This window comes from Brevibacterium sp. GP-SGM9, from assembly GCF_047300845.1.
GTDB lineage: Bacteria > Actinomycetota > Actinomycetes > Actinomycetales > Brevibacteriaceae > Brevibacterium.
In genome coordinates, this window is record NZ_CP178563.1 from 2,147,387 (window position 1) to 2,173,237 (window position 25,851).

Annotated in this window: 22 protein-coding genes; 9 read left to right on the plus strand and 13 right to left on the minus strand. The window is 63.7% G+C overall.

The annotated features are described in order from the left end of the window. Positions 1-48: 48 nt before the first annotated feature. From ACH82I_RS09695 to ACH82I_RS09705, 3 genes are all read left to right on the plus strand, one after another. Positions 49-585 (plus strand): TRAP transporter small permease, encoded by a 537-nt coding sequence (locus ACH82I_RS09695; protein ID WP_230745272.1) that lies wholly within the window; start codon positions 49-51, stop codon positions 583-585. A 13-nt stretch (positions 586-598) separates the two neighbouring features. Further along, entirely contained in the window at positions 599-2,122 is a 1,524-nt protein-coding gene (locus tag ACH82I_RS09700; protein WP_413332210.1) for a TRAP transporter large permease, read from the plus strand. A 166-nt stretch (positions 2,123-2,288) separates the two neighbouring features. Next, on the plus strand, positions 2,289-3,107 hold the full coding sequence (locus tag ACH82I_RS09705) for an SDR family NAD(P)-dependent oxidoreductase (protein WP_413332212.1): 819 nt from the start codon (positions 2,289-2,291) through the stop codon (positions 3,105-3,107). A gap of 121 nt (positions 3,108-3,228) precedes the next feature. Here ACH82I_RS09705 and ACH82I_RS09710 read toward each other — a convergent pair whose 3' ends face one another. Beyond that, positions 3,229-4,509 (minus strand): hypothetical protein, encoded by a 1,281-nt coding sequence (locus ACH82I_RS09710; protein ID WP_413332214.1) that lies wholly within the window; start codon positions 4,507-4,509, stop codon positions 3,229-3,231. Positions 4,510-4,572: 63 nt separating this feature from the next. After that, positions 4,573-5,349, minus strand: coding sequence for a carboxymuconolactone decarboxylase family protein (locus tag ACH82I_RS09715; RefSeq protein WP_230745279.1), 777 nt, complete (start codon positions 5,347-5,349; stop codon positions 4,573-4,575). Positions 5,350-5,708: 359 nt separating this feature from the next. On the opposite strand from ACH82I_RS09715, the gene ACH82I_RS09720 reads away from it, so the two are divergent. Next, positions 5,709-6,200: a MerR family transcriptional regulator gene (locus ACH82I_RS09720; protein ID WP_413332216.1), complete on the plus strand. Its 492-nt coding sequence runs from the start codon at positions 5,709-5,711 to the stop codon at positions 6,198-6,200. Then, positions 6,197-7,219, plus strand: a complete 1,023-nt coding sequence (locus ACH82I_RS09725) for an aldo/keto reductase (protein WP_413332218.1) — start codon at positions 6,197-6,199, stop codon at positions 7,217-7,219. Before ACH82I_RS09720 ends, ACH82I_RS09725 begins: the two co-directional genes overlap by 4 nt. Positions 7,220-7,234: 15 nt before the next feature. Here the strand turns inward: ACH82I_RS09725 and ACH82I_RS09730 are convergent, their stop codons facing one another. Next, entirely contained in the window at positions 7,235-8,545 is a 1,311-nt protein-coding gene (locus ACH82I_RS09730; RefSeq protein WP_413332220.1) for an Nramp family divalent metal transporter, read from the minus strand. A gap of 146 nt (positions 8,546-8,691) precedes the next feature. Between ACH82I_RS09730 and arr the strand changes: the two genes are divergently transcribed. Further along, complete coding sequence (gene arr, locus ACH82I_RS09735) at positions 8,692-9,102, plus strand: NAD(+)--rifampin ADP-ribosyltransferase (RefSeq protein WP_413332222.1); 411 nt, start codon at positions 8,692-8,694, stop codon at positions 9,100-9,102. A 30-nt stretch (positions 9,103-9,132) separates the two neighbouring features. Here arr and ltaE read toward each other — a convergent pair whose 3' ends face one another. The 5 genes from ltaE to ACH82I_RS09760 form a co-directional block, all read right to left on the minus strand. Further along, positions 9,133-10,149, minus strand: coding sequence for a low-specificity L-threonine aldolase (ltaE, locus tag ACH82I_RS09740; protein ID WP_230745285.1), 1,017 nt, complete (start codon positions 10,147-10,149; stop codon positions 9,133-9,135). After that, a complete protein-coding gene (locus ACH82I_RS09745; RefSeq protein ID WP_413332225.1) occupies positions 10,146-10,523 on the minus strand; it encodes a GNAT family N-acetyltransferase in 378 nt (125 codons plus the stop codon). The genes ltaE and ACH82I_RS09745 overlap by 4 nt, the downstream gene beginning before the upstream one ends. 28 nt (positions 10,524-10,551) lie before the next feature. After that, complete coding sequence (locus tag ACH82I_RS09750; RefSeq protein ID WP_413332227.1) at positions 10,552-11,643, minus strand: pirin family protein; 1,092 nt, start codon at positions 11,641-11,643, stop codon at positions 10,552-10,554. A gap of 34 nt (positions 11,644-11,677) precedes the next feature. Further along, positions 11,678-12,241, minus strand: coding sequence for a MarR family winged helix-turn-helix transcriptional regulator (locus ACH82I_RS09755; RefSeq protein WP_413332229.1), 564 nt, complete (start codon positions 12,239-12,241; stop codon positions 11,678-11,680). 164 nt (positions 12,242-12,405) lie between these two features. Continuing rightward, entirely contained in the window at positions 12,406-14,742 is a 2,337-nt protein-coding gene (locus ACH82I_RS09760; protein ID WP_413332231.1) for an MMPL family transporter, read from the minus strand. A gap of 110 nt (positions 14,743-14,852) precedes the next feature. Here ACH82I_RS09760 and ACH82I_RS09765 point away from each other — a divergent pair, with 110 nt between their 5' ends. Together ACH82I_RS09765 and ACH82I_RS09770 are read left to right on the plus strand one after the other, a co-directional pair. After that, a complete protein-coding gene (locus ACH82I_RS09765; protein ID WP_413332232.1) occupies positions 14,853-15,314 on the plus strand; it encodes a hypothetical protein in 462 nt (153 codons plus the stop codon). A gap of 2 nt (positions 15,315-15,316) precedes the next feature. Further along, the gene (locus ACH82I_RS09770; RefSeq protein ID WP_413332234.1) at positions 15,317-15,670 is read left to right on the plus strand and encodes a PadR family transcriptional regulator; all 354 of its coding nucleotides are present in this window, start codon (positions 15,317-15,319) and stop codon (positions 15,668-15,670) included. On the opposite strand, the gene ACH82I_RS09775 is transcribed toward ACH82I_RS09770, so the two are convergent. The 3 genes from ACH82I_RS09775 to ACH82I_RS09785 all read right to left on the minus strand — a co-directional run bounded on the left by ACH82I_RS09775 (position 15,665) and on the right by ACH82I_RS09785 (position 21,609). After that, the gene (locus tag ACH82I_RS09775) at positions 15,665-17,182 is read right to left on the minus strand and encodes a PepSY-associated TM helix domain-containing protein (RefSeq protein WP_413332236.1); all 1,518 of its coding nucleotides are present in this window, start codon (positions 17,180-17,182) and stop codon (positions 15,665-15,667) included. The genes ACH82I_RS09770 and ACH82I_RS09775 overlap by 6 nt on opposite strands. A gap of 100 nt (positions 17,183-17,282) precedes the next feature. After that, complete coding sequence (locus ACH82I_RS09780; protein ID WP_413332237.1) at positions 17,283-17,960, minus strand: hypothetical protein; 678 nt, start codon at positions 17,958-17,960, stop codon at positions 17,283-17,285. Between the two features lie 106 nt (positions 17,961-18,066). After that, positions 18,067-21,609: an SNF2-related protein gene (locus ACH82I_RS09785; protein ID WP_413332239.1), complete on the minus strand. Its 3,543-nt coding sequence runs from the start codon at positions 21,607-21,609 to the stop codon at positions 18,067-18,069. Positions 21,610-21,726: 117 nt separating this feature from the next. Between ACH82I_RS09785 and ACH82I_RS09790 the strand changes: the two genes are divergently transcribed. Continuing rightward, positions 21,727-23,034 (plus strand): Nramp family divalent metal transporter, encoded by a 1,308-nt coding sequence (locus tag ACH82I_RS09790; protein WP_413332241.1) that lies wholly within the window; start codon positions 21,727-21,729, stop codon positions 23,032-23,034. A 217-nt stretch (positions 23,035-23,251) separates the two neighbouring features. On the opposite strand, the gene ACH82I_RS09795 is transcribed toward ACH82I_RS09790, so the two are convergent. Together ACH82I_RS09795 and ACH82I_RS09800 are read right to left on the minus strand one after the other, a co-directional pair. Beyond that, positions 23,252-24,694, minus strand: coding sequence for an APC family permease (locus ACH82I_RS09795; RefSeq protein ID WP_413332243.1), 1,443 nt, complete (start codon positions 24,692-24,694; stop codon positions 23,252-23,254). A 45-nt stretch (positions 24,695-24,739) separates the two neighbouring features. Beyond that, positions 24,740-25,840 (minus strand): P1 family peptidase, encoded by a 1,101-nt coding sequence (locus ACH82I_RS09800; RefSeq protein WP_413332244.1) that lies wholly within the window; start codon positions 25,838-25,840, stop codon positions 24,740-24,742. Positions 25,841-25,851 lie beyond the last annotated feature (11 nt).

Sequence of the window (25,851 nt, forward strand, 5' to 3'; positions counted from 1 at the left end):
CGGAACTTCCCGAGTAACCTCACCCACTGATCAGAAAGCCGGATTTCAATGTTGAAAGTCGTCAAATCTTTGGAGACCGCACTCTGTGCGATCGCTGCGTTGGCGCTGATCGCCATGATCATACTCAGCGTCACCAACGCCTTGGGCCGTACATGGTTCAGCAGCCCGATCCACGGCGCGAATGAGATCTCCGCGCAGTGGCTCCTGCCCATCACAGTACTGCTCGCACTTCCCAGCACACAGGTGTGGAAAGAGAACTATGTCGTGTCGATCGTGACAGAACGCCTCAATCCGACTTCACTGGGGCTCCTCAAGGCCGTCGGTTACGGAGCCAGCGCGATCCTGTGTGCGGCGATCGCCTGGTTCGGGTTGGAGGAGGCCCTGTCGCAGATGGAAATCCGTGCGACTGCAGGCGTCACCTCCCTGCCGGTGTGGCAGTTCTACTTCCTGGTTCCTATCGGCTTCGCACTCGCAATGATTGTGTTCGTTTTCGACGCCGTCCTCTCGTTCCGAGACCCCCATGAGGACATCAACACCGGAACCGGCAAGTCCATCAATCACGATGCCGAAGAAGAGACGGTCTGAGGGAGTGTCCATCATGTCATCCAGTCATTCAGCAACGGACCAGGCCCTCGACGAGGCACCTGTCGGCCGCACCGAAGCGAGCAAGGGGCCGCTGGATTCGTCCCGCAAAAGCAAGCCGTTAGGCTTCTTCATCTCCATCGCGGTTGTTATCATCTGCGCGATCGGCCTGTTCACCAGCGTCAGCGACCTTGCTTCTGGCCTGTGGTGCATTGGGTTGATGGTCGCTCTTATGTTCATCGGTGTGCCGATTCCTCTGTCCTTGGGGATTGCAAGCTCATTGGGGATCTATTATGTGAGCGGCACGCTTGCTCTCACGAACGTTCTCAAGACCTCTGCTTTCACCGCGTCGTCGTCGTGGTCGATGACGGTTCTACCGCTCTTCATCTTCATGGGCCTACTGCTGACGCAAGCTGGTCTCACCCAGAAGATGTACAAGGCGACAGAGCTATGGTTCGGCTGGCTGCCGGGCGGACTGGGCATCGGCACAACTGCCGCTGGTGCTGGTCTTGCATCAGTTTCCGGTTCGACGATTGGAATGACATACGCTTTGGGACGTGCTGGAATTCCTGAGATGCTCAGAGCCGGCTACGACCGACGGATAGCGGTCGGCACCGTTGTCATCGCAGGTCTGCCCGGCCAGCTCATTCCACCGTCGATTCTCTTGGTCGTCTATGCCGGCATCGCATCCGTGCCAGTCGGCCCACAGCTCATGGCTGGCGTCATTCCCGGATTACTCATCGCAATCGCATACGCACTCATGTTGTTGTTTATCGGCATCTTCCTTCCCCGACTCGTCGGGCGGGACAAGAACAAGGTGCGTGAAGACGAGAAAAACATCACCTGGGGAGAGCGCTTTGGAGCACTTGCGCAGATATGGGGCTTCCCGCTAATTATGCTGGTGCTGTTCGGCGGCATGTTCACCGGAGTCTTCACCCCGAGCGAGGCCGGAGCAGCAGCAGCAGGCATGTCGTTGGTCCTCGCCATCTTCTACACCTGGCGCAACAAGCCGATTGCACAGGTCGCAACAGCAGCTATGAACGCAGTCCGTTCATCTGCCGCTATCTTCTTCATCCTCATCGGCGCAGAGATGCTCACCCGGATGCTCGCAGTGACCGGGCTAGCCGAAAGCGTGACCTCGTTCATCACCGATCTCGGGCTGTCACGATTCCTGTTTCTCTGTGTCCTCATCGTGCTCTACATCTTCATGGGCATGTTCTTCGACACTCTCGCCATGATGCTGCTGACGATCCCGATACTCATGCCGGCGTTCGCTGCGTACGACGTCAATCTCCTGTGGTTCGGTGTCTTCATCGTCTTCCTCGGAGAGATCGGCATGATCACCCCGCCTGTGGGAGTGCTGTCTTACGTCGTTTACAACATTTGTAAGAAGCGAGAGGTCAACACAGGTATCAGGATCTCTTTGGGCGACGTCTTCATGTCGCTCGCGTGGTTCCTGCCTCTGTCGATCGCCTTCCTCATCGTCCTCATTCTGTGGCCGGACATAGCGCTTTGGCTTCCCGGGATCTCCAACGCATGATCGAGCGAAGATGTGACGTGCACCTTTCCGCATACACGGAAGGGTGCACGTCGTCGTCTTCCAAGTGGGCATATTTGACCTGAAACGATCTGGCCCAGTATCTGCACGTTTGAGGAACAATCTCGCGCCCGGATAACCGGTCGCCCCACCAAATAGCGGAGTAACCATGTTGGCAGCTACAAATTCCCAGCAGAATCATCCGACGAAAAGAAGGGATTGTGCGGGAACATCCGAGCGCCCGGGACGAGTCGACGACAAGATCGTTTTCGTCACTGGCGGCGCTTCCGGGATCGGGTGGGCATCAGCCCGTGCACTCTGTGCTGAGGGCGCCCGCGTTATCATCGCTGATCGGGACGAAGAATTGGGACGCTCGCGCGCTGAAGAGCTCGGTGAAGACACTGCGCTCTTCGTCAGGCTGGATGTCGCGGACTCTGCTTCCTGGGCAGTCGCGGTCGACGTTGCAGTCAATCAGTTCGGCGGCCTCACCGGGCTGGTCAACAATGCCGGCATCGCTGGTCACGGCGGACTTGAAGACATGGATGACGACACATGGCACACGGTCATGTCGGTCAACCTCCACGGTGTCTTCTTCGGTATGCGATCCTGCTTGCCAGAGCTCAAGAAGAACGACTCTGCCTCCATCGTCAACATCTCTTCCATCGCGGGCCTGGTGGGTTTCAAGGGATCACCTGCGTACTCGGCATCGAAGTGGGCAGTACATGGACTCACAAAAACCGCCGCCATGGAGTTTGGGGACCAAGGCATGCGTGTGAATTCCGTCCATCCAGGCAGCATCGCGACACCGCTGACCGCGAACCTGGCACGTGGCATCGGGCAGATCCCCGCGGGGCGAGTCGGATGGCCGGAGGAGGTGGCAGCGCTCGTCGTCTACCTCATCTCCGACGAATCGCGTTTTACTAACGGCGCCAGCATCGCAGTAGACGGTGGTGAAACAGCGGGAAACAATATTCGCGGAGTGGTGTGATCTAGAGCGATGCTTCGACGATCGGCAGGTTACCTGTTTCTCTTTGTGCAGTCAGGCGGAGGCAGCGAACTGTCCGAACGAGACATTTCGCTCGGACCGTTCCATATCGGCGCCGGTCGGGTCAGGAGGGCCGGTTGGACTGCAGCACTTCTTCATAGAGTCGTTCGGCAATTGGATCGATGTACTCGGGGTCGACGACTTCGCCGTTGCCTTCGTACCATTCGGGAAAGTCAAGATAGTCGCCGCGATCCGCATAGCCCATCTCATTAACGATCTTCGTCCACTTCTCAGCCGAATCGTTGACCGATTCGATGAGCCTGTCCCCGTCCAGGTTCGAGGATCCTGCCACGGCTGTGAGAATCGCTTCGTTGCCGAGTTGGAGATTGTCCTCGGATTTTTCATCGAGGAAGTGTATTCCGGAGCCGTACTCCTTCGACTGCTCGATCGCCTGGATCAGAGAGGTGAAGGCGGAGCCCAACTCACCCGAATTGTAAGTGACCATTCGGTCGAAGATGAGCTGTTGTGCAGCGAGTGGCAGCCGCTCCCAGCTCGACCCTGCGACGATGCTGCCGGGGCCGGACACGAAGCTGGAGTCCTTGGGCATATAGACATTGCCAGCAGTCTCGAGCCAGCCGTTGCTCACCATCGAAGTCGGCGAACCGAAAGTGCATTGGATGACGCTGCGTTGCAGACCCTCGAACGTCTCGGCAAGCTCAAGAGTGATGTCGGACGCGCCCAAACCTTCGATCTGATTTGTCTGAGCGGCCGCGTTCGCGCGAATCTGGTCACCATTGAAGTTCGAAGGTGACTTCTTCTCATCGGCGCAGGCAAGGGCAGTAGATCCGAAGGTGTTGTACGGGTTGAGAACGGTCATGCCCTGCGCGTCGAACTCCGACATGATCTCAGGCGTGTTGAACGCGACGTCCTGGGCGACGAAGTGTTGAACGATCTCACCTTGAAGCGGGCTGGTCGGAACGGCGACGAGCGCATCTTGGAGATTAACAAATGCCTTCATTTCGTCGGCGTGGTAGGAAGTGAGCCAGTGTGCCAAGTCCAAGCGGCCGTCACCGAGTGCCGACGAGATCTCGTCCGGCGGCACGATCGCATTCGCGTATACGACATCAAGGGTGATCTTTCCGCCAGACCACTCGTGGACCGAATCAGCAAATGCCTTGTCCCGCTGCCCGGACGCCGATGATTCAGACGCAGCAGACACTTGATAGGTGAGCTCCAACGGTTCCGTGTCTGCTAGTGCTTCTTGGAATTCTTCTTTTGTCGCACCCACTTCGACGCTCTCACCGGCGTCAGCGGACGCAACTCTGTCTGCTTTCGAGCACCCGGCTAGGGCAATCGCAGGGACCGCAAACAGCGCAGAAATACGCAGTCCGATCGTTCGTCTCATTGCGTTTCCTTCTCTCAATCAGGTGCTGGACACAACCGCTACTATTTCGGGCGGCTGGCTGAGTCATCGGGGAAATTTGCGTTCGGTGGGTTCGAAAGTGCCCGCAGGAATCTGCGTGATCCCCATGAGTGTGGTGTGGACTCCGATGTTGCTGGCTAGCGTCATCACGTCGATGACCTGGTCCGGGGTCGCTCCGTAGCGAATCGCCTGCGCAGTATGGGTCTTGATACCAGGAGCAAAGAGGTGGGTGGTAGCTACATCAATAGCGATATAGATGAGCTCCTTGAACCAGGGCTGGAGTACGCCATGCGTCCAAGCAAGCCCTGACAGATCGAGATATGCTTCAAAATGTTCCGGCGAGTAGGCGAGGACAACGTCCCAGTGTGAGGACCAGTATTTCTTCTCGTCGATGAAGCGCTGTTTGAGCGCTTCGCGATGAGCGTCGAGCTTTTCAGCGTCGACAGCGACGCCAAGTTCTTCGAATATCTCGTGAGCTATGGGCACACCGACCAGCATCGAGTGAATCCCCAGGGATGCTGACAGTTGGAGCGTCTCGTCTATTTCTTCATTCGTCACGCCCGATTTCAGAGCTTCCCGAATGTGGTGCCTTGTATGTTTCTCATTAAGATAAGTGACCTGTGCATTAACAGCCACGCAAATGAGTTCCCTCTGCGCATCGGTGAGGTTACCGCGCTTCTGAGTGACCCGCAAAAGCCGATCGTAGGCCGCGAAATATTTAGGGTCTGCATTGAGCAGGTCATCGAGCGAGTCATTCCAGTACCCGTGCGCATCCTCGAATTCTGATCGAGCACTGACCCGACATCCTTGTCTCAATTCCATGTCACCCCAAAGCCACCTATGACACCGTGATTAATGCATCAGCTTCGGACAATTATACCTTTCTGAACAGTCTTGTCTAACTTTCGTGGTCAGATGTTCACCATGGGTCCAGAAAAGGGGTTGCGCCACATTTGGCATATAGCCGCTGTCCAGATTGTTTCTGGAGCAAGTTGCGCCGCATCAAAAACGAACCTCCGGACGTCATCTTGGCAGCCATGACCAGCACCGATCGGCCCTGGCCTTCTGGGAGATCCGTGGGGCAGTGGAGGCGAGGCAGCGCATATACCGCCCCACCGGGCTGTGATCCCGGCACTCAAACCCTTGACTTCGAGTGCACTCACAGTCGTAGCGTTATGGTCATGACTCAGCCAGCAGTCGCCTCAGCCGCAACGACGATTCCGCACCCGCCGCCGTTGCCCCGACAGGAACCACCCAACGTGGACGTCCCGCTCTCCATCTCCGAGGTCAGCGAACTCCTCGGGATCACTGCACACACCGCCCGCTACTACGAACGCGCCGGACTGCTCACGGTCGACAGGTCCCAATCGGGCCACCGCATCTACGACCGCAAGACCGTCGAACGGCTCGACTTCCTCGTCCGCATGCGCACCTCGGGCATGGGCATCAGCGAACTCAGCCGCTACGTCGACCTCGTCCGCGACGGGGACTCGACCACCGAAGAGCGCCTGCAGATCATGCTCGCCCAGCGCGAACGCATCCGGACCCAGATCCGCGAACTCGAACGTGCCCTGGACACGACGGAGTACAAGATCGCCACCTACGGCGGTGCCCCAACAACCTCAACAACCTCATCAGCCATCGACCACGAACCCGAAGGAACCTCATCATGACGACCACCCACCTCGGCGAGCTCAGTGTCTCGCCCATCGGCTTCGGCTGCATGGCCCTGTCCCACGTCTACGGCGGCACCACCGACGATTCCGCCCGCGCCACCCTGGGCGCAGCCGTCAATGCCGGCATCACCTTCCTCGACACCGCCGACGTCTACGGCGAGCCCCGCGAGGGCGCCACCGGTCCGGCCGGCACGAACGAAGAGATGCTCGCACCCTTTCTCGCCGGCCGTCGCGAGGAGGTCCAACTGGCCACGAAGTTCGGCATCACCGCGATCCGCACCGGCACGGACGGATCGACCAAACGCACGAACGGACGCCCCGACTACGCCCACCAGGCGTGCGAGGCATCGCTGAACCGCCTCGGCGTGGAGACGATCGATCTCTACTACCTGCACCGCCCGGACCCGGACGTCCCGATCGAGGAGACCGTCGGCGCCATGGCGGAACTCGTCGCGGCCGGCAAAGTCCGCCACATCGGCCTCTCCGAGGTCACCGCCGAGGAACTCCGGCGCGCCCATTCCACCCACCCGATCACTGCGCTCCAATCGGAGTGGAGCCTGTGGTCACGCGACGTCGAGGACCACGTCGTGCCGACCTGCGCGGAGCTCGGCATCGGCTTCGTGCCCTACAGCCCGCTGGGCCGCGGCTTCCTCACCGGCACCCTGACCAAGGAGCAGGTGGCCGGCGACTTCCGCAGCGGCACCGAGCGCATGGGGCAGGCCTGGGATGCCAACCAGCAGATCCTCGACATCATCGCCGAGGTGGCCCGCCGTCACGATGCCACCAACGCTCAGGTAGCGCTGGCGTGGCTGCTCCACCGCGGGGCTCAGATGGGTGTGACCGCCGTGCCGATTCCCGGATCGCGCAAGCCCGAACGAGCACTGGAGAACCTCGGCGCCCTCGACCTCACGCTCGACGCCGAAGACATGGGGCAGCTGGATTCGATCCGCAGCCTCGTCGAGGGCACCCGCAACATCGTCGACAATCCGACCTGGATCAGCTCGGGGAGGGAGTGAGGCGAAGGGAGGCCCCTACCCAACCAACCCCATCACCGACTCCTTGACCTGCAGCACGGCGAGGAATCCGAACAGCAGGAAGCAGACGCCCAGCAGGACGTTCGACAGCCAGCGGTTGCGCAGCTCGGCCGCCACTGAGGAACGGTTGAGGATGACGAGGAGGGCCACGGCGAGCACGGGCAGGATGAAGGCGCTGATCGCGGCGTAGATGAGCACGAGCGTCACCGGTTTGCCGAAGCTCATGATGACCAGAGCCGCAATGGCGAGGTAGACCAGCGCCCCGCGGAACTCGATCGATTTCGCCGACATCTCGTGTTCGGGCTCATCCTGGTGCGGGTAGCGCCGCAACACGCGGATGCAGTCGGAGGTCACGTAAGCGATGCCGGAGAACCCGCCGAGCACGCTCGTGTAGACCACGGCGAGGAAGCTGATGAGGAAGATCATCCGCCCGACCTCGCCGATGCGGCCGATGAGGTTGTCGGCGATCGCGAACAGTGAGTCGTTGTCCGAGATCGTGAAGCCCTGCCCGTAGAGAATGAACGCGCCGACGGCACTCATCGCCACGGCGAAGACGAGGACGAGTCCGTAGCTGATGAGCAGGTCGATGCGCACGACGGGTTTCCAGTCGGCGCTGCGCCAGGACTTCTCCCGGATCCAGTATGAGTAGGCGAGGATTCCCGTGGCCCCGCCGACCCCGCCGATGAGCGACATGACGGTGATGATCGAACCCTGCGGGAAGGTCGGGGCAATCGTCTCGACGGCAACGTCCTGCGCGCCCTGCCCTTGGTACACAGAAATCGCGAGCGCGATGATGCCGAAGAACATGAGGATCCCGAAGCCCATCATCGCCTTCTCGACGAGGCCGTAGCGGCCGATGCCGATGAGGATCACTGCTGAGGCGAGCACGACCACGGCGGTGGGCCAGAACGGCAGGACCGGGAAGATCGCCTGCAGGATGTTCGTCGTCACGGCCACCACTCCGGCGCCGAAGAACAGGCCGACGAGAAGCTCGGCGATGAGGAAGAGTGCGGGGAATGTTCGCCCGCCGAAGGAAGTCAGGTGCGACAGCAGCGAACGGTCACCGCTCATCTGCAGCCGCGATACCGCCTCGGAGAGGACGAACTTGAGGATGATGCCCACCGTGAACACCCAGATCAGAGCCAGTCCGTACTCGGCCCCGGAGTTCATCGTCGTGATCATGTCCGAAGCCCCGACGCTGGCCAGTGCCAGCACGATCCCGGGTCCGATCAGCCGCAGCCGTCCGGTCAGTGTCCCCGGCGCCGAGGCGGTGGTGACGGTGGTCGGCGATGGTGAGGGGGCGGACATAGGCGGGGTGGGGCTCCTTCGTGTAATCGTCGTTGAACGTGCTCGTGCCGCTCGAATGGGACCGCTCAAGTCTGACTGCTGTCCGCCCATCGGCACTCCTTGGTCTCAGCAATTGGGCAGATCCTGAGCAGGACTATATTGATCCCATGACCACGGCACTCGATGACGGACCGTTCTTCCACGGCACGAAGGCGCAGCTGGAACCCGGCGATCTCCTCACTCCCGGCTTCAACTCGAACTACCGGCCCGAGGTCGTCATGAACCACATCTACTTCACTGCCCTGCCCGATGGTGCAGGACTGGCCGCCGAGATCGCCGCGCTCGAAGGCATCCCCCACGTCTACGAAGTCGAACCGACCGGCGAGTTCGAGAACTACCCGAACGTCACGGACAAGAAGTTCCCCGGCAACCCCACCCGCTCCTACCGCAGCACCTCACCTCTGCGCATCATCCGCGAGGTCACCGACTGGACGCGGCTGAGTCCCGAGGACCTGGCGACCTGGCGGCAGCGCCTGGCCGCGATCCGCGAAGACGACGGAAAAGAGATCATCAACTGAGCAGGCTCCGGCACCCAGCCCGGACCTCCCCTACCTGCCGAAGAACTCCTTGCACACACGCCGGACGCGCTCGATCGCCTCGTCGTCGATGTCGAGATGCGTGACCCAGCGCAGTTTGCCGTGTGCACCGCCGGTGACGATGCCGCGCTCACTCAACAAAGAGCTGAAGGCCTCCATGTCCACACCGTCCGGGGACAGGAAGACCATGTTCGTGCGGGCCTCACCGGCGCCGAGCTCGGGGTAGTCGGCGAAGATCTCGGCCAACCGGGCAGCCCGATCGTGATCCTCGCGCAGACGCTCGACATTGTTCTCGAGCGCATAGATCCCTGCCGCGGCGATGACTCCGGTCTGACGCATGCCTCCGCCCAGGGTCTTCCGCAGTCGTTTGGCCCTGCCCACCAGTTCCGCAGGGCCGGCGAGCAGCGCACCGACCGGGGCGCCGAGGCCCTTCGACAGGCAGAGCGTGGCCGAATCGAACCGCCCCGCCACTGCCGCAGCTGCGCGACCTGTGGACACGACGGCGTTCATGATCCGCGCCCCGTCGAGGTGGGTCGCCAGCCCGCGATCGCGCGCCAGCTCGGTCGCCTCCTGGACGTAGGCTTCGGGCAAAGGCAGCCCGTTGAACGTGTTCTCCAACGTGAGCAGCCGGGTGACCGGGTTGTGGAAGTCATCGGGTTTGATCGCCGAGGCGATGGCCTCGAGATCGATGATCCCCTCGGGTTCGTTCGGCAGCGGCTGCGGCTGGACCGATCCCAGCACTGCCGCTCCCCCGCCCTCGTCACGGTAGGCGTGCGCGGTCTGGCCGACGATGAATTCGTCGCCGCGCCCGCAGTGGGCCATGATCGCCGCGAGGTTGGCCTGCGTCGCCGAGGGGAAGAACAGTGCCGCGTCCTTCCCGAGCATCTCGGCGGCCATCGACTCGAGCCGTTTCGTCGTCGCATCTTCGTCGTAGACGGCATCGCCCACCTCGGCGTCGGCCATGGCCCGGCGCATGCCGACGCTGGGCTTAGTGACGGTGTCGGAGCGGAAGTCGACCCGGTCGGTCACCGCGAGTTCTCTTTGACGATGGCGTAGTCGGCTCCGGTGGCGTTGCGGAAGCGTCCGCCTTCGGCCTGATAGTCATCCCCGGTCTCCTGCAGCTTCCGCACGAACAGCGGGCAGATCGGGACCACGGTCAGTCCCTTCTCCCGACAGTCGGCAAGCGCCTCGGCGACGAGGATCTTCGAGAGCCCTCTGCCGCCGAACTCCTCGTCGACGACCGTGTGATAGAAGATCCGCTCCGTCTCGGGCACGGGTCCGGGCAGGTAGTGGGCTCGACCGGCGATTGTGCCTGCGTCGACCGCGATCGTATAGGCTTTCCCGTCCTCGTCGAGTTCGACGGTCACGGGTGCTCCGGTCGAATCCTTGAGATTCTCACTCATGTTTGCGACTCCTTCGTTGGGGTGGCTGTCAGGGATCGTCGATCCGCTCGGGTCCGCCTTGAACGTGGGGCGGGGGATTCTTCCGCGCCTTGATGTGAACGTCGGGCAGCCTCGGCGCGGGGAGCCTGCCGAGTCCATCGGCGTTGCGGCCGGGACCGCCCTTGCCCACGTATCCGTCGACTGCGCCGAAGCGGGAGCTCTCGGCCTGCCAGTCATCGCGGTAGGCGCGGATCTCGTCGTGGCTGCGGCCCACGAAATTCCACCACATGACGATCTCCTCGCCGAACGGCTCCCCGCCGAGGATGACCACCCGGCCTTCATCTTCGCCGAGGTTGCCGATGCGCATCGTTTCGACGCCGAGTCCCGTATATCCCAGGCTGTGGCGCGGCAGGGGCACGTTCTCGACGCTGATGTCGCCGGAGTCGACGAGGACTCCGTGTTCGAACTCGGGGTCGACGGGCAGGTCGATCGTGGCACCGGGGCGCAGCCGCAGCTCGGCGCCGAGGACCGGCGAATGGGTGGTCACCGGGGAGGACTGTCCCGCCATCTGTCCGAGGAAGACGATGAGATCGCCACCGTCGAGGGCCACGGGCGCGGGGGCGAAATGTTCAAAGCGGCGTTCGGGCAGGTTGCGCACGGAATCGGGCAGGGCCAGCCAGAGTTGGACCCCGTGGAGGGTGGAGGTGTCGGTGGTCGAGACCTCGGAGTGGCAGATGCCGCTGCCGGCGGACATGAGGTTGACTTCGCCCGGTCGGACGAGGCCGGCACCTCCGCCGGAGTCGATGTGTTCGATGGTGCCTTCAAAGAGCCAGCTGACCGTCTGCAGTCCCGTGTGCGGGTGTGGGGCGACGTCCATGCCGCCGGTGGTCGAGACGTCGGCGGGTCCGTAGTGGTCGACGAAGCACCAGGGTCCGATGAGGGAGCGCTGTCGCTGCGGCAGGGTTCGGCGCACGGTCATTGCACGGGGGCCGCCGAGCGGAACCTCCCGGGCGGTGATGATCTCGACCGGGGATCGATCCTTCTGGTCGCAGTCCGGACCGGGCAGGCCGCCGGAGTGTTCGCCGGGTCGCCCGCCGGGCCGGCAGAGCACCTGTTGCGGGGCGGTCTCGACATTGCTCATGCCCGTATCGTACGCCCGGTGTCGAGGGGGTGGTTCAGCTCGAGTGTTCCTCGCCGGGAGCCGGCCCGCCACCGGGCTCGCCCGTCTCGTCGCCGCCGGGCTCCCCCACTTCGGCGGGGTCCGGGACCGGCACCGGGCGGATCTTGCTCACGAGCGCGAAGATATTCTCGGCCTCGTCTTCGCTGACCCCGGCGAAGCCGGCCATGATGATCTCGGCGTTCGTTGCCGCGGCTTCTTCTCGCAGCTGCGCCCCCGCCTCGGTGAGGGTGACGAGCACTCCCCGCTGATCATCGGGATCCGGTGACTGGATGACGAGGTCACGCGCCTCGAGCCGACCAAGGAGTCGGCTGAGCGCGCTGCGGCTGAGCACCATGCTGCGCAGGAGGTCCCGCTGCCGCACAGGTTTCTCGGGATCGGAGTTGATGAGGGTATCGAATTCGTTGAGGGTGAGCCCATGGCGCCGACCGAAGCCGCGCTCGAACTGGACCATGAAGTCCTGATGCTTCTCCATCATCAGCCGCCATGACGCAATCTGAATCGGGCCGAAACGCTTGATGAGGGTGCTGACAGGCGTCGTCTCATTGCTCTGCTCGCTCATCGGACTTCCTGTTTCCTCCCTCACAATTTGTTGCACTGGCAACAAACCCGTAGTTCAATGGTAGTGTCCGACCCGCTGAAGGGCCATGTCGATCCCCCTCGACAGATGTATCCGGATAATCCCCATGCCCCCGGCACGAGAATCTCGTGCGGGGGTAATTCATTTCAGTCCCGGGGGATCCGCTTCCGCCACGGCCACCAGACGCTGCGGCCGACATCGTGGACGAGCGCCGGCACGACCAAGGAGCGCACGAGGATCGCGTCGAGGAGGACGCCGAAGGTGACGATGAAGGCCAGCTGGACGAGGAACATCACCGGAATCACCGACAGGGCGGCGAAGGTCGCGGCGAGCACGATCCCCGCCGAGGTGATCACTCCACCCGTGGCCACGAGCCCATCCAGAACTCCCCGCCTGGTGCCGATCCGCAGCGACTCCTCCCGCACCCGGGACATGAGGAAGATGTTGTAGTCGATGCCCAGCGCCACGAGGAAGACGAAGGCGTAGAGCGGCACCGAGGGATCCGCCCCAGCGAAGCCGATGATGTTGTTGAACACGAGCGCCGAGACCCCCAGCGCCGTGCCGAAGGAGAGCACCGTGAGCGCGACGAGCAGCACCGGGGCCAGCAGTGAGCGCAGCAGTAGGATGAGGATGACGGTGATGACGAGCAGGATGAGCGGGATCGCCAGGGTCCGGTCCGCCTCGGCGGTGGTGTTCGTGTCGAGGTCGACCGCGGTCTCCCCGCCCACCAGGGCCTGCGGGTCAACGTCGTGGACGGCCGCGCGGATGTCGGTGACGGTGGACTCGGCCGCCAGGGAGTCGGCAGCGTCGGAGAGGGTGACCTCGAGCAGGACGTTGCCGTCGACCTCGGTGGGAGACGGCGGCGCGGTCGGGCCCGTGGGTCCGCCGCCCGTGCGCGGCATCTCGAGCGCGCCCTCATCGTCGATCCCGAGGTTCCCGCTGGGTGAGTCCTCCGACGTGACGGACATCGATTCGACCCCGCCGAGGCGGCCGATCGCCTTCGCCGCATCTTCGAGTTCACCCTCGGCCAGAACGATCTGGGTGGGCGAGCCGGATCCGCCGGGGAAGTGCTCGGCGAGGACGGACTGACCGTCGCGGGCCTCGGATTCGCCGAGGACGAATTCGCTCTGCGCCACCCCGGAGGCCTTGAACTGCGGGACGGCGATGAGCGGCAGGGCGAGGAGGATGACGAGGGTGATCCAGATGGTCCGCGGCCGCTTGCCGACCACCTCGGCGATCCGGGCCCACAGACCTTTCTTCGCCACCGTCGCCGAGGTGGTGCGCACCCGGGGACGGAAGGGCCAGAACACGGAGCGGCCGATGATCATCAGCGCCGCGGGCAGGAAGGTCAGGGCTGCGAGCATGGCCACGAGGATGCCGATCGCGGCGACCGGACCGAGCGCGCGGGTGGAGGCGAGGTCGGTGACGAGGAGGACGAGGAGACCGGCGATGACCGTGCCGCCGGAGGCCGCAATGGGTTCGATCACGCCCTTGAGAGCAGACAGGCCCGCGCGGACACGGTCGGTCTCGGTCAGCAGGGCATCGCGGAACCGGGCGACGACGAGCAGGGAATAGTCAGTGGTGGCGCCGACGACGAGGATGAAGAGGATGCCCTGGACCTGCCCGTTGATGAGCAGGATGCCGGCGTCGGCAAGGTGCCAGATGACGAAGATCGAGGCGGCGAGCGCGGCGACCGAGGTGAAGAGAACGATGACCGGCAGCAGGGGTGAGCGGTAGACGATGACGAGGATGACGAAGACCGCGATGAGGGCCACGAGCAGGAGGATGCCATCGATACCGGCGAAGGCCTCGGAGAGGTCGGCGGCGAACCCGGCGGGGCCGGTGACGTAGACGTCGGCTGTGACGGTGGGGGCTTTGACGTCAGCGGTCCCGCTGGAGGCGGCCGCGGTCGGGAATGTATCGGCGATGGCGGCGCGGATGCGTTCGACGTCATCTCCGGTGGTCTCTGAGGAGACCGGGAGGATGAGCTGGAGGGCGTCGCCGTCCTCGGCCGGGATCACCGGTGAGGCGTCGGCGGCGAGCAGGCCCTCGTCTTCGAGAGTCGTCGTCAGGTCCTCGAGGTCGGTGGTTTCGGCATCGTCGACGCCGTCGGTGTTCTCGAGGACGACGATCGCGGGCACGTAGTCGAGGTCGCTGAACTGATCGATGAGTTCCTGGGCGCGGGTCGATTCGGCCGATTCGGGCAGGAAGCTCGAGCGGTCGTTCGTCGCCACCTCGGAGATCTTCCCGAAGTACGGTCCACCGACTCCCGAGATCCCGACCCAGGCGATGAGAAGGACGGCGCAGAGCGTGATGAGCGAGCGGCGGCCGCGCACGACGGGGCCGCGTTCGCGGGGTGGGGGTTGGTGTCCCAGGTGCGCAGTTCCGCGACCGTTCCCGTGTCCGTTTCCGCATCCCCCGCTCTCAGAAGCGTCGCCGGAGGAGCCTGTCGGCGGAGTGGAAGTGAGCAGAAACTGCGGCATGACACCACCCTACGCTCAGGCGAGCTCGAGGAGGACTCCGCGTCCGCAATCCCGCGGACCGCGACGACGCGACCCTTCACAATGTAGTGAACCATTGGTACAGTACCTGTATGGGCACAACGCAGAACACCCCAGTCCAGACAAGTTCCCCCAACTCCCGCACCCTCCTTCTCCCCTATGCACTCGGGCTCATCGGCGCGATGCTCGTCATCCAGATCGTCATCGCGCTCACCGGCGGCGAGGTCACGATCCTCGCCGGCGGACTCACCGCGCTCGTCGCCATCGGCATCGCCGTGTGGCTGATACTCAAGCAGCGTGCTCTGCGGCATGTGCGCTTCGGCGTGGTCATCGCCCATGTCATCGCCTTCGTCACCATCACGACTTCCTATAATCTGCACGCGATCATCCGCGTGATGTTCACCCCCTTCGAGGTCGATGGCGCCGGCGCCCCGATACGGGCCCTGCTCGAGAGCTCCTGGTTCGGAGCCACGCTCGTGATGAGCGCCCTGTGGGGGCTCGGACTGCTCTTCCACCTCCTCGGCTCGGTACTCGGCCGCGGCTGGGAGGACTGAACGTGGCCCCGTCCCGCCCCGAGGAGAGCGAGGAGTGGCTGGCCGACAAGATCGACTCCTGGGTCGAGACCTACAAGAAGTCGATGCTCACCCCGGTCATCCTCTCGATCATCGGCCGCCACCAGCCCGCCGGAATCACCACCATCGCCGAGGCGGTCGCCCGATCCACGGGATGGCACGTGACCGAACGCGGCCTCTACCGCACGATCAAGCGCCTGCAGGATTCCGGACTCATCGCCAGCGCCGCCGTCGACGCACCGCGCACCGGTGCCAAACGCAAGGACCTCTCGCTGACCCCGCTGGGACAGCGGTATCTTGAGGGAATCACAAGCAACCTCGTCGATCCTGCTTTATGAGCGTGATCGCCGCCGGGCCCTGGCACCCAGCAGAACGTCGACGACCACGAAGGCGATGAGGCTGAGCCCGACGAGCGGCAGCAGCACACCGACCGCCACCGCACCGACGACCACTGCCGCGACACCCCACCACGGTGCACCGCGCAAGACTCCGCGGGCGGGGGTGATGCCGAACCTCCTCGACGGGTCGTGCTTCGGGCGGCGCTGCCACCACATCACGTAGCCCCACACGACCATGGCCGCGATCGCGATGGCGACGAGGAACATGACGATCTGATTGGCCAGCCCGAACATCGTGCCCATGTGGATGTCGATGCCCCAGCGAGCGAGCTTCGAAACGTGCCCGTAGTCGGAGAAGTCGACCTGATCGGTGACCTCCATGGTGTCCGGGTCGAACGCCACGGCATCGACCTGAGTCGGATAGCTGCGCTGGATCTCCTGGACGACCCACGCCTGGCTGGCGTCCTCGGGCGGCAGGATCTCCACCTGCGTGGAATCGATATTGATCTGCCTTGCCATGGACAGCATCATGTCGAAATCTCCTGGGTCGACGGCTGGTCCGGTGGTGTCGGCTTCGGTCGAATCACCCGCACCTTGGTGGTGCGCGTGCTCACCGGCCCCGGAAGCCCCGTCCGACTCCGCCAGGTCGGTCGACACCGCCGGTGCCGTCCAGTCGAGAGCCTCGCGCAACTTGGTGACATTGTCCCCGCCCAGCTGTGACCAGGTGATTCCCGTCGCGGACAGAAACAGCATCCCGATCCCGACCCACACGCCGACCGAGGCGTGCCAGGACAGGGTGCGGCGCAGTCCCTTGTGTCGTGTCGTCGGGTGCAGCAGCGTTGACTTCCGTCGCGCCTTGACGAACCTGGTCACCCACAGGCCCAGACCGGCGGCGGCGATGATGCCCAACCAGGAGGCCGCGAGTTCGCTGTAGTAGCGACCGAAATCGCCGAGGTGCAGCCCCCGGTGCAGCTGGTCGATCCAGGTTCGCAGGGGCAGGGCGCCCGAGGTTCCGTACACCGTGAGGTCGCCGGTCACCTCGGCGGTGGCGGGATTGACGAAGACCGCCCGGGATTCGCTCTCCCCGAGCTCGGGGTCGGCATACATCACCCGGGTCGTGGCTCCGGGTTCGGGGGCGGGCCGGACTGCGCTGATCGTGTGACCAGGCCCGATGTAGTTATCGGCGGCGCTGACCTGATCGGCCAAGGGCAGGGTCTCCGCCGCAGGTGGGACGGAGAGCTCATCGGCATAGACGAGCTTCTCCAGCTGCGGACTGAGTGCGTAGAGAGCCCCACTGAGCGCGGCGACGAGGATGAACGGTCCGACGAAGATTCCGGCGTAGAAGTGCAGGCGACGCAGAAACTGGCCGAACCAACCGCGTCTGGCTGGGCCCGGTGACGTGGAGGCGCATCCCGGCGAGGCGGAGTCGTGACTCGGTGGTGCGGAACCGTGCCCCGGTTTCTCGGAGTCGTTACTCCGACTTTCGGGCAGGGGTGATGAGTGAATGGTCATGCTGAAGCTTTCTGTGAAAAGTGCTCGCCGCCGGGAGAAGTCGGTCAGCCGAGCACGCACCAGCGGGAATCCGCTGACGCTGAGGTCAAAGATGATGAAGTCAGAAAGCCGTCACGGGAGGCCCGCGAGTCAGCACCGGCGAACGCAGCACGCCGAGGTGGCGCGGCAGGATATCGACAACGCCGAGGCGGCGCATCGGTCGGCTCGGAACCGGGATCGGCCGGGCCGGGCTCGGCAGCAGCGCGCGGACGACGAGTCGGACGAAGCTGCCGATCCGCTCCGGTAGCACCTCCGACCAATAGATCATGGCGATGGTGAGAACGGCTGCGACGAGGTGGGCTGCAAGCATGGCCGGCGAAGTGTGCGAGTGGGCCGCCATGGCATCGGCGCCCGAGCTCGACATCGACCCGGACATTCCGGACATCGCACCGTGCGCTCCTGCCATGGACCCGGGCATCGACGCGGCTCCGCCGTGGTGCATCGCATGACGTTCCACCGCGTTCGTCGGACCGGCGGCTCCGGCCATCGGTATGAAGACGGAGAAGAGGAGATGGAACAGTGACTGGCTGGCCACCACCGACAGTGACAGTCTGGGCAGCGACAGCCTCCGGCCGGCGAGCAGGACGCAGACGAGCGTCGAGAGAACGAGCGGCACAAGTACACCCATCAGTGTGGGCAGTGCCCCGCCGCCGATGACGTGTGAGGTCAGGGCCACGAAGGTGGCGAAGCCGGCGGCTGCACTGCCGCGCCGGGCCCGTCGCCCTCTCGCCTGAGTCATCACGTCCACCATTGTCACACGGAGGTCTGCCCTCAACCGGCCGGTCGCCGTTCGACCGACCGAGGAGCCCTGCCCTTCGGACAGCCCCCTACCCCTGGAACAGCCTCTACTCCTCGAGCAGCCCTCTGATGTCGGCGGCGGAGATCACCTCGTTGAAGGCGCTGCCGTTGTCCATGAGCGCGGTGAACAGTTCGGCCTTCTTCGCCTGCAGCGCCAGCACCTTCTCCTCGATCGTGTTCTCCGCGACGAGCCGGTAGACCATGACGTTGCGGGTCTGCCCAATCCGATGTGTCCGGTCGATCGCCTGCGATTCGGCTGCCGGATTCCACCACGGGTCGAGGAGGAACACATAGTCCGCCTCGGTCAGGGTCAGCCCGAAGCCGCCTGCCTTGAGACTGATGAGGAACACCGGAGCCCGCCCCTCGCGGAAGGACTCGATGACAGTGGTCCGGTCCTTCGTCGACCCGTCGAGGTAGACATAGTCGATTCCGGCCTCCTCGAGTTCGGCCGCGACCGCTCGCAGGTAGCTCGTGAACTGGCTGAACACGAGCGCCCGGTGGTCTTCGGCGGTGATCTCGCCCAGATATTCCATGAGCACATGCAGCTTGCTCGACCCGATCCCCGACTCGGCATGCTCGGCGACGATGCCCGGGTCAAGGGCGAGCATCCGCAGCAGGGTGAGCGAGCGGAAGATCGCGAAGCGGTTCTTCTCGAAATCGCCGAGGAGGCCGAGCACCTGTTTGCGTTCGCGCTGGAGGACCGTGTCGTAGAGCCTGCGGTGCGCCGGTTCGAGTTCGACGGAGAGCACCTGCTCCTGCTTTTCCGGCAGATCGGCGGCGACGAGGTCCTTCGTCCGCCGCAGCATGAACGGCCGCAGCCGCGAGCGCAGCCGCGTCATCCGCTCCGGGTCCTCTCCCGATTCGATCGGCCTGACGTAGTCTTCGCGGAACGCCTTCGCATTCGGAAACAGTCCCGGCGCCGTGATCGCCGCGAGCGACCACACATCGGTGAGCGAATTCTCCATCGGCGTGCCCGTGATCGCCAGGCGGAACGGGGCCGTGAGCCGTCTGGCTGCGCGGTGCGTCTTCGCCTGGTGGTTCTTCATGAACTGCGCCTCGTCGAAGATCACTCCCGCCCAGTCGAGTCCGGCGAACTCCTCGATGTCCAACCGCATCACCGCGTACGAGGTGATGACGATATCGGCACCGGCGACCGCCTGGGCGACGTGGACTTTGCTCTTCTTCGTCGTCGCGGACACCGCGGTCACCGTAAGGTGCGGGGTGAACTTCCTGGCCTCGAGCACCCAGTTCGCCACCACCGAGGTGGGGGCGACGACGAGGAACGGCGGGAGCCCATCTGCTGCACTCTCACCGGCTCCCGCTCGCGGCCCCTTGACTGGACCGGCGACGACAGACCCGGCCGCACCCCCAGCGGTCTTCCGCCTGGTCCGGTCGTGGTCGATGAGTGCGAGCGTCTGCAGGGTCTTGCCCAGCCCCATGTCGTCGGCGAGGATCCCGCCGAGGTTGTGCTCGAGCAGGAACGCCAACCACCGGAATCCCTCGACCTGGTAGGGCCGCAACTCGGCATGCACGGTCTGCGGCACCGCCGCCTCGGCGATGGAGTCCAGCTGCCTGAGCCCATCCATCAGGCCGGCCCATCGCGGATCCTCGGCGACGTCGTCGGCGAGGTCTTCGAACTCGTCGTACAGGGCGGTCTGGTAGCGGCTGATCTGGGGTTTCTCCGGTGAGAACCCGTCGAGCGAGGCCGCCTCGGCGAGAAGTTCACGCAGTCGGTCGAAGGCGAGATCGTCGAGGGAGAAGTACGATCCGTCCTCGAGCAGCAGGTGACTCTCCTCGGTGGCCAAGGCCCTGAACAGGTCGACGAAGGGGATCTCGTGGCCGTCGATGCTCACGTCGATGCCGAGGTCGAACCAGTCGGAGCCGTCGCTGCCCTCGGTCCGGATCGAGATCGCAGGTTCGGCCTCGAGCTCACGGAACTCGGGGGCGGCATCCGGGTCGCTGATGCTCACCGCGACCTCCTCGAGTGCCTCGAGCTGCGGGAGGATGCGGGTGGAGAAGGTCGCCACCTCGATGCCGGTCAGGCTCGCCGATTCCGTTCTGGCGGCGGTCAGGTCGATCCCGTGCACGCGCGCCAGTGTGGCGCGTTCGAACTTCGAATCACGCCCCTGGTTCGGCTCTGCGAACTCGCTGTGGTGGCCGACCAAGGGGTAGGTCCGCTTCGGCGAGAAGTAGGTCCACGACCATTCGAGTCGGAGGCTTCCGCCGGACTGCCGGTCGAGCTGTCGACCGGTTGTCCGGCCTTGTCCCGCCGCGGTCCGACGACCTTCCTTCTCCTTGCCGCCGGCGGCCGGGCCGGCATAGCTGAGCTGCAGGTTCAGCTGCGGAGGGCGTTCCACGGGCAGCTCGACCGAGTCGTCGCTGCTGATGATCGAGTCCGTATCTCCGCGACCGGCGGGCGAGCGCAGCAGCGGCAGGATCCGTTTGAAGAAGTTCTCGTGGGCTTCGGCAGGGATCTCCGTCGCCGAGGTGGTCGCCAGCAACGTCCGCTGCCCCGGGCTGAGCTTTGAGCTCAGCGGGGCGAGCGTGATCGTGGCCTTCGACTGTCCCGTCAGGGTCAGCGAGTAGACGCCCTCGGAACCGATCGGACGCACCGTCTCCAGCGGGACAGTCCGGCCCTCGAGCGCCACTTCGGGGGCGAGGTTGAGCTCATCTCCTGACCGAGTGATGTCGATGCGAAAAGACGCGGATTCGGCGAGGCGCACGTCGATCTGCTTATCGGCGCTGATCAGGGGGATGTGGGCATCGTTCGCCTGGGCAAGCAGGGTCCACAGGAAGGGTGAGGAGAAGTCGTCGAGGATGATCGTCGCCGAGGAGTTCGAGTACCCGCGATAGCCGATCGCGTCGTCGAGGGTGGCCAGGCGGAAGAACCACTCGAACTGTTCGGGATCGAAACGGGCGGAATTCATTCGGGTCGAGAACCAGTGCCAACCGGACTGTCCCTTGATCCAATTATCCTTCGACCCGGGTACGAGGGGGCGGATGTGCAGCTCCGGTTCGACCTCCTCGGCGAGTTCGGAGACCTTGAGCCTGCCGGGAGCCTTGGACCGGAAGTAGCGGCGATTCTGCGGACGGTGGAGCTCGAAGCCGAGCGCCAGCGGGGTTTCGGGCGCGGTCGCGCGCGGACGGGAGACTTCGACGATCCGGTCGAGGCGCCTCCTCCACTCCGGGGTCGGTGCCGGTCTGCCCGAGGATCGTATGCTGGGGAATCGGCGCGGAGCCGCGACGTCCTGTCCGTGGGCTTCAGCGCTCCGTGGACGCTCGCGTGCGTCGTCATCGAAGACACGTGCATTGTTGAACAGCAGCAGCGCCACGCAGTGCTTGCAGCTACGACCGACCGGGCAGGAGCAATGGGCACCGGCGACCTCCCCCAGTCCCTCGCCCTCATTGTCATCGAAGACGACGCTGACGTTGTAGAGGCCGCTCGATCCGACGACGTCGCCGACGAGCTCCTGCCCATCACTCGACCACACGGCACGGAGGACGCGACCCTGATTGAGATAGGCCTGCCCCCGCGCGAACGCCGCCTCGCCGGCGAGGTCGAGGAGCACCTCGGTCGGCACCACGCTCATCGCTCGATCCATTGCCTCAGCTTCTCATGCCCCACTGACATGGCGAACCGCACGGCCGAATCATGTCAGCACCAGCATGTAGAGTGAAACACAGACCGTGACCGACATCTCACGAGGATGGTTGCCGTGAGCGCAGATCAGACACCACCTGAGAACCCGAGCGGCATCGACGCCGCCGACACGCACGATGACGGGCCGCCGCCCAGATGGAGGCTGTTGGGTCCCGGCCTCGTGGTCGCCGCCACCGGCATCGGCGCCGGAGACCTCGTGGCGACCCTCGTCGCCGGTTCGAAGTTCGGCTATGCCCTGCTCTGGGCGGTCATCGCCGGAGTGGTGATCAAGATCTTCCTCGTCGAGGGAGCGGGCCGGTGGTCGCTGGCGACGGGACATTCGATCTTCGAGGGCTGGCGCAGGCTGGGCCGGTGGACGTCGATCTACTTCGGTCCCTACATCATGATCTGGGGCTTCGTCTACGGTGCCACGGCGATGTCCGCCTCGGCGCTGCCGATCTACACCGTCTTCCCGCAGATCCCCTTCATCGTCTACGCGATCTTCTCCGGCCTCGTCGGCGCGGGACTCGTGTGGATCGGGAAGTACCACGCCATCGAGAAGCTCGTCGCTGTCTTCGTCGGGCTGATGTTCCTCACCGTCGTCGGCTCGGCGGCCTTCGCGGCACCGAATGTCCTCGATGCGGTCAAAGGCCTTGTTCCGATCATCCCCGAGGGCGGTGTCATCAACACCCTGAGCATCGCCGGCGGTGTCGGCGGCACGATCACGCTGGCCGCCTACGGCTACTGGCTCAAGGAGAAGGGCTGGTATCAGCCGAAGTGGATGCGGGTGATGCGCATCGACAACACGGTCGCCTATATCATCTCCGGTGTCTTCGTCATCTCGATGCTCATCATCGGCGCCGAGCTGCTGTACTCGGCGAACATCGCCATCGAATCCGGCGATGAAGGCCTCGTCGAACTCTCCGGGGTGCTCGCCGACCGCTACGGCGGCTTCGTCGGCAACCTCTTCCTCCTCGGCTTCTGGGCGGCCTCGTTCTCCTCCGTCCTCGGCGTGTGGAACGGCGTGTCCATCATGTTCGCGGACTTCTGGGGCCGGGTGCGCAAGAAGGACGAGCACCACCCCGATCGTCGCTCGGGCGGCAAGTACTACAAATTCTACGTGCTCTGGCTGACGTTCCCGCCGATGCTGCTCCTGCTGATCGGCAAACCGGTGAGCATCATCATCGCCTACGGGGTGCTCGGATCCTTCTTCATGCCGTTCCTCGCGATCACGCTCCTGCTGCTCCTCAACGGTCGGCACATGCCCGAGAAGTGGCGCAACGGCTGGGTCCTCAACATCATCCTCGGGGTGATCGCCGCGCTCTTCCTCGTCCTCGGCATCAACGAACTCATCGGAGCGTTCTCCCCGGGGTGATCTGCGGAGCGAGGCAGCCGGTGCGCCGGCACGTCGGCGCCCCGGGCGATCGTGCTGAGAGCCGACGCTTCAGAGGTACCGATACGTCGGCACCGATACCTCGATCCCTCACTCTGCGTGCAGGAGGCCAGTCTGCAGACAGGTGTGCTGCACGCAGAGCGAGGGATCAGTGTACGCGGTGAGCCGAGGTTGCCCCGCGCTGCGACTCCGGCGGAACTCAGTTCGCATTCGAGGGCTCTTCGGCCACACCCCTGCGATCTCGTCCGATGAGCCAACCCACGATGAGTGCGACGAAAGGAATCGCAGCGAGACCAGCACTCAATCGGACACTGCCACCTGTGACCAGAGTGAAATTCGAGAGAACCAGGCCCATGCCAGCCAGAAGCCCCACGGAAGCAAGAATCGGGATGAGAATCGTCCGCCATCTCCGACCGGCTCGAGCCGCCGAATTGCGGACGAAGAAGACGATCACCGCGATCGAAGTCGACAGCATGAGAACAGTCATTCCAACAGTCGCAACTCCGGCCATCGAACCGAAGACACCCACCAGCGGATCCACTCGGAAGATGGCGAAGACCACAACGAGGATGAGAGCCGTACCTGTCTGAACCAGCGAGGACACCGATGGTGAGTGATGCTTCGGATGCACCGCAGCAAGAGGTTTGGGCAGGATCCTCATGCCGCCAAGAACGAACTGGTAGCGAGCGATCACGTTGTGGAACGACAGAACACAAGCGAAGAGACTGGTGAGAAGCAGAACATTGACTATGTCGCGACCGACATGGCCCAACTGATCGTTCGTCGTGTCGAGTAGCATGTTCGCTTCACCATCCAGGGTCCGTTGCGCCACTTCGGCGATTGAGTCAGGGCCGATAGCCACGACGAACGCCCAGCAGGTAAAGGCATAGAACCCGCCGATGATGAGCACGGCTATGTAGGTGGCGCGAGGAACCGTGCGCTCCGGCGAGCGTGCCTCATTGCGGAAGACAGCGGTCGATTCAAATCCGATGAATCCAGTGAGCGCAAAGAGGATGGCGACGCCGATGGCACCGTCAAGAAATGTGTCTGGGGCAAATGACTCGACCGTGATCCCGGCCGGTCCGGGGTTGATGAGAATGGCGAAGTCCAAGACGAGGACGATCCCGATCTCGGCCACGAGTGCAACCCCGAGAACCTTTGCACTGAGGTCGATATGACGGTATCCGAGGAATGCGACGATCGCCAGAGTGAACAGGGCATAGATGGGCCACGGGATTGAAGGACCACCGTAGAAGCGCACGGTGTCATCGATCGCCCATCCGATGTAGCCATAGATGCCGACTTGGATTGCCGTGTACGAGACAAGCGCCACGACCGCGATTCCCATTCCGGCCCGTTTGCCGAGTCCCAGTGTGACATAGGAGAAGAAGGCCCCGGCTTCACGAACGTGAGGGGTCATCGTGACGAATCCGACGGAGAAGAGGAGCAGTATCAACGCCGCGATGAGGAATCCGACGGGAGCACCCGCCCCGTTGCCGAGCCCGATACCCAACGGCATATTGCCGCCGATGACCGTCAATGGTGCTGCCGCGGCAACTACCATGAAGACGATGCCCATAGATCCCAGCCGACCCGTCAGCTGCGCCGGTTGGTGAGTGTTCTTCGAATCGGTGTTTCCCATGGCGACCTCCTTGATGCTCAATGGTTGATTCGATTTCGCATTCGGTCAGTCGGCCATGGCCGCCATCAGCAACTCGTGGTCGATGGCGTGTGCCGTGATTCCAGTCGGTCCAGTGACAGTTTCAGCGGACACGAGACAGTTGAGAATGGCCTCTTCCGTTGCTTCGATCACGAGATCGAAGAAGCTGGTCATGAGCTGCGGGGCGATCATCGACAGCTCGATCGTTGCCCGCTCGATCTGTGGGTTCTCGTCCCACAGATAAGGCGGAAGGCCACGATTTCCGGTTGAAAATGCCAGCATCAGGTCACCGCTGTACTGCTCACCGGTTCCGCCCATCCGGCCGACTCCAAGCGCGGCGCGCTGGGCCAGGCGGGTACATTGATGCGGCAGCAAAGGCGCATCGGTAGCGACGATGACGACAATCGACCCCGATCCCCGTTCGTAAACGGTCGGGGCATCCGGAGTGGGAACCACCTCGGCGCCGATACGTCGCCCGACCGGAACCCCCTCAACGCTCAGTCGCTCTCGCCTGCCGTGATTCGCCTGCACGAACACTCCCACCGTGTAGCTGCCAGCAGAGGTGTCGAGGATTCGTGACGACGTTCCCGATCCACCCTTGAACTCGTAGCAGATCATCCCAGCGCCACCGCCGACATTGCCTTCCTCCGGCAGCTCGGATGAGGCTGTGCGCAGTGCGTCGAAGACATGCTCCTCGCGAACATGATGACCATTGATGTCATTGAGCAACCCGTCATAGGTCTCGGCTACGACAGGCAGACACCAATACGGTCCCGGACCACGGTGCGCCACCTGTTCCTTGACCAGCGCATCGCGAACGAGTCCGACGCTGTGAGTGTTGGTCAGCGCGATCGGCGACGTCAGTTCGCCGGCCTCCCTGATCCATTCGAGTCCGGTCATCTCACCGCTGCCGTTGAGCCTATGAGCACCAGCGAAGACGGGCTGCGTCCAGATGTCCTCGTGAGGAAGGATCGTCGTCACCCCAGTGTTCGCGGTCGTCTTCTCCCCACCGGAAGGCACTCCCCCGAGGGTGGAATATCCGAGCTTGACACCGGGTACATCGGTGATTGCATTGAGCGTGCCGGTCCGATGGGTACCGACCACAATGCCGAGATCACGAGCTCTCACAGTTTTCCTCC

Bases quoted from the DNA above. Each gene is read 5' to 3' on its own strand.
- ACH82I_RS09695 (WP_230745272.1), top strand. From the start codon at position 49: ATGTTGAAAGTCGTCAAATCTTTGGAGACCGCACTCTGTGCGATCGCT.
- ACH82I_RS09700 (WP_413332210.1), top strand. From the start codon at position 599: ATGTCATCCAGTCATTCAGCAACGGACCAGGCCCTCGACGAGGCACCT.
- ACH82I_RS09705 (WP_413332212.1), top strand. From the start codon at position 2,289: ATGTTGGCAGCTACAAATTCCCAGCAGAATCATCCGACGAAAAGAAGG.
- ACH82I_RS09710 (WP_413332214.1), bottom strand. From the start codon at position 4,509: ATGAGACGAACGATCGGACTGCGTATTTCTGCGCTGTTTGCGGTCCCT.
- ACH82I_RS09715 (WP_230745279.1), bottom strand. From the start codon at position 5,349: ATGGAATTGAGACAAGGATGTCGGGTCAGTGCTCGATCAGAATTCGAG.
- ACH82I_RS09720 (WP_413332216.1), top strand. From the start codon at position 5,709: ATGACTCAGCCAGCAGTCGCCTCAGCCGCAACGACGATTCCGCACCCG.
- ACH82I_RS09725 (WP_413332218.1), top strand. From the start codon at position 6,197: ATGACGACCACCCACCTCGGCGAGCTCAGTGTCTCGCCCATCGGCTTC.
- ACH82I_RS09730 (WP_413332220.1), bottom strand. From the start codon at position 8,545: ATGTCCGCCCCCTCACCATCGCCGACCACCGTCACCACCGCCTCGGCG.
- arr (WP_413332222.1), top strand. From the start codon at position 8,692: ATGACCACGGCACTCGATGACGGACCGTTCTTCCACGGCACGAAGGCG.
- ACH82I_RS09745 (WP_413332225.1), bottom strand. From the start codon at position 10,523: ATGAGTGAGAATCTCAAGGATTCGACCGGAGCACCCGTGACCGTCGAA.
- ACH82I_RS09750 (WP_413332227.1), bottom strand. From the start codon at position 11,643: ATGAGCAATGTCGAGACCGCCCCGCAACAGGTGCTCTGCCGGCCCGGC.
- ACH82I_RS09755 (WP_413332229.1), bottom strand. From the start codon at position 12,241: ATGAGCGAGCAGAGCAATGAGACGACGCCTGTCAGCACCCTCATCAAG.
- ACH82I_RS09760 (WP_413332231.1), bottom strand. From the start codon at position 14,742: ATGCCGCAGTTTCTGCTCACTTCCACTCCGCCGACAGGCTCCTCCGGC.
- ACH82I_RS09765 (WP_413332232.1), top strand. From the start codon at position 14,853: ATGGGCACAACGCAGAACACCCCAGTCCAGACAAGTTCCCCCAACTCC.
- ACH82I_RS09775 (WP_413332236.1), bottom strand. From the start codon at position 17,182: ATGACCATTCACTCATCACCCCTGCCCGAAAGTCGGAGTAACGACTCC.
- ACH82I_RS09780 (WP_413332237.1), bottom strand. From the start codon at position 17,960: ATGACTCAGGCGAGAGGGCGACGGGCCCGGCGCGGCAGTGCAGCCGCC.
- ACH82I_RS09785 (WP_413332239.1), bottom strand. From the start codon at position 21,609: ATGAGCGTGGTGCCGACCGAGGTGCTCCTCGACCTCGCCGGCGAGGCG.
- ACH82I_RS09790 (WP_413332241.1), top strand. From the start codon at position 21,727: ATGGTTGCCGTGAGCGCAGATCAGACACCACCTGAGAACCCGAGCGGC.
- ACH82I_RS09795 (WP_413332243.1), bottom strand. From the start codon at position 24,694: ATGGGAAACACCGATTCGAAGAACACTCACCAACCGGCGCAGCTGACG.